The sequence below is a fragment of the Sphingomonas sp. genome, from assembly GCF_035490575.1.
In the GTDB taxonomy this organism is placed as follows: Bacteria; Pseudomonadota; Alphaproteobacteria; order Sphingomonadales; family Sphingomonadaceae; genus Sphingomonas.
The window spans coordinates 1-2,856 of the sequence record NZ_DATJLI010000033.1 but is presented as its reverse complement, the minus strand read 5'-3'; the positions used below and the strand labels follow the sequence as shown (position 1 = coordinate 2,856).

The following is a 2,856-nucleotide window of genomic DNA, read 5'->3' as shown; positions in this document are numbered from 1 at the left end:
GCGCGACCCTTCGCCCCGAACTGAACGCGAAGCCGACGATACTTGCGACGCCCGGCCCCGGAATGATGCCGATAACCAGCGATGCGGAAAGGAAGGCGAGCCACAGTTGCAGGTCCATGACAGCAGCGCCTTCAAACAGTCGTCAAGGCCGGGTCGGGCCGTCCAGCCAGTCGCCCAGTTCGCGGCCCAGTTCGGGCTTGGTGACGGCGCTCATATGCCCGCCGAGCACTTCCGCCAGATCGGCGCCGGGAATCGCTTCCGCCAGTTCGCGGTGCGAGCCGTTGTCGTCATCCTCTTCACCCGCCAGCACCAACGTCGGCTGGCGGATCGCCTGAATGCGGGCAAGGTCGGTGTCGACAAAGGTGTCGAGGATGTGGCGCAGCGCCACCGGATCGCCATTGGTGGTTTTCAGGAACGCCTCCACCGTCCATTGCGGCGTGCCGCGCTCGAAACTGCCCAGATTGTCGAGGATTCCGCGGAAATGCCCGCCGCGCCGATTGGTGTCGGTCAGTCCGTCCAGCCCCATGCCGACAAAGATCACGCGCGCCGGTGGGGGCACATTCGCACGGTCGAGCATTCGCATCGTCGTGCGCGCACCCAGCGAATAGCCGCCAAGGTCATAGTCGCTCAGGCCGAGGTGCGTGACCAGCGCTTCGTTATCCTCCGCCAGCACGTCGGGGCGATAGGCGGCGGCATCCTGTGGCCGGTCGCTTTGTCCATGCGCGCGCAGGTCGGGCATGATGACGCGAAAGCCCCTGGCCGCCACCTTCTCCGCATGGCCGAAGCGGATCCAGTTGGTGTTGGCGTCAGACATATAACCGTGGATCAGCACCACGGGCCGCCCCGCCCCCATTTCATGCCACGCGATGCGCGTGCCGTCGGGAGCGGTGAAATGTTGCGTGCTGAAGCTATCGGCCATAAACCCTGACTAACGAGGCGGCGCGGCGAGGCAAGCCCCGCCGCGCTGCCCAATCAGCCCTTTTTCAGATGGCGGCGGCCCAGCAGCTCGGCGATCTGCACCGCGTTCAGTGCGGCGCCTTTCCGGAGATTGTCGCTCACGCACCAGAAGGCCAGGCCGTTCTCGACCGTCGAATCTTCCCGCACGCGGCTGATGAAGGTGGCATAGTCGCCGACGCATTCGACCGGCGTCACGTATCCGCCGTCCTCACGCTTGTCGACCAGCATCACGCCGGGCGACTCCCGCAGGATATCCTGCGCCTGCTCGGCGGAGATTTCGCGTTCGAACTCGACATGCACCGCTTCGGAATGGCCGACGAACACCGGCACCCGGACGCAGGTGGCGACGACCTTGATCCTGGTATCCAGGATCTTCTTGGTCTCGACCACCATCTTCCATTCTTCCTTGGTCGACCCATCGTCGAGGAAGCTGTCGATGTGCGGGATCACGTTGAACGCGATCTGCTTGGTGAACTTCTTCGGCTCCGCGGGATCGCCGACAAAGATGTTGCGGCTCTGCTCGAACAGCTCGTCCATGCCCGCCTTGCCCGCGCCCGACACCGATTGATAGGTCGCCACGACCACGCGCTTGATGCCGGCGGCATCATGCAGCGGCTTCAACGCCACGACCATCTGTGCGGTCGAGCAGTTCGGATTGGCGATGATGTTGCGCGCGGTATAGCCGTCGATTGCATCCGGGTTCACTTCGGGCACGATCAGCGGCACGTCGGGGTCCATGCGATACAGCGACGAATTGTCGATGACGACGCATCCAGCCGCCGCGAAGCGGGGCGCATGAAGCTTGGTCGCATCGCTGCCGATCGCGAACAATGCCATGTCCCAGCCGGTGGGATCGAAATGCTCGATATTCTGGATTTTCAGCTTGCGGCCGGTTTCGCCATAATCAGCTTCTTCCCCGACCGACCGGCTGCTGGCCAGCACGGCGATCTCGTCAGCGGGAAACGCCCGCTCGGCAAGGATGTTGAGCATTTCGCGCCCGACATTGCCAGTCGCGCCGGCGACGACGATCCGATACCCCATTTCAGTAATTTCCTGTCGTGAAAGCCCCTAGCGGGCGAACAAAAACGGCTGCCGCTTTAGCTGTCTTGCAGGGGATTGAAAGGGGCTTTGGGTTTTAACGCGGCAAACTCAGGTTGGATCAGGCCGCGACCCGGCCATAGCGCTGGCCCGTTACCGGATGACTGGAGGACAGCCCGCCATCGACCGCCAGCGCCTGTCCGTTGACATAACTTGCCGCGTCGCTGGCAAGGAACAGCACCGCTTCGGCGATCTCTTCTGCCAGCCCCGACCGCTTCAACGGATTGAGCGCCCCCACGCGTGCTTCCACACCGCGTTCGCGCGCGCGGTCGAAGATCATCTGCGTCATGCCGGTTTCGACCAGACCGGGACAAACCGCATTCACACGCACGCCCGATCCGGTCAGTTGCTGCGCGGCCGTCTGCGCCAGATTGATGACCCCCGCCTTCGACGCCGAATAGGCCGCGCCACCCGCCCCCGATCGAAGACCCGCAACGCTGGCGGTCAGCACGATGGCGCCGCCGCCCCGTTCCGCGATGCGCGGCGCGGCGTGGCGAATCGCCAGGAATGGGCCGATCAGGTTGACGCGCAGGATTTCGGCCCAATCGGCCGCCGACTGATCGAACAGTCCGGCCAGCCCGCCGGAGACGCCGGCATTGGCATGGATGATGTCCAACCCGCCATGCGTATCGCACGTCGCACTGACGAGCGCAGCGACCTGCCCCTCATCCCCGGCATCGCATCGTATCGCGTGCGCCTGTCCCCCGGCAGCCCGGATTTCGGCGACCGTCGCGTCGACGCCATCGGACATGTCCGAACACATGACGGCCGCACCCTCCGCGGCGAACGCCGTTGCGGTGG

The 2,856-nt window shown here is 64.6% G+C and carries 3 protein-coding genes; all 3 read right to left on the bottom strand.

Annotated elements, in window-relative coordinates:
* Positions 1-142 precede the first annotated feature (142 nt).
* Positions 143-919 (bottom strand): alpha/beta fold hydrolase, encoded by a 777-nt coding sequence (locus VL973_RS02305; protein WP_325282419.1) that lies wholly within the window; start codon positions 917-919, stop codon positions 143-145.
* Positions 920-972: 53 nt separating this feature from the next.
* Positions 973-1,998: an aspartate-semialdehyde dehydrogenase gene (locus tag VL973_RS02300; protein WP_325282418.1), complete on the bottom strand. Its 1,026-nt coding sequence runs from the start codon at positions 1,996-1,998 to the stop codon at positions 973-975.
* Between the two features lie 118 nt (positions 1,999-2,116).
* Positions 2,117-2,856 (bottom strand): SDR family NAD(P)-dependent oxidoreductase (locus VL973_RS02295; RefSeq protein WP_325282417.1); only part of this gene is annotated, 740 nt, incomplete at its 5' end.

Coding starts and splice junctions, on each gene's coding strand:
- VL973_RS02305 (WP_325282419.1), bottom strand. CDS start 919: ATGGCCGATAGCTTCAGCACGCAACATTTCACCGCTCCCGACGGCACG.
- VL973_RS02300 (WP_325282418.1), bottom strand. CDS start 1,998: ATGGGGTATCGGATCGTCGTCGCCGGCGCGACTGGCAATGTCGGGCGC.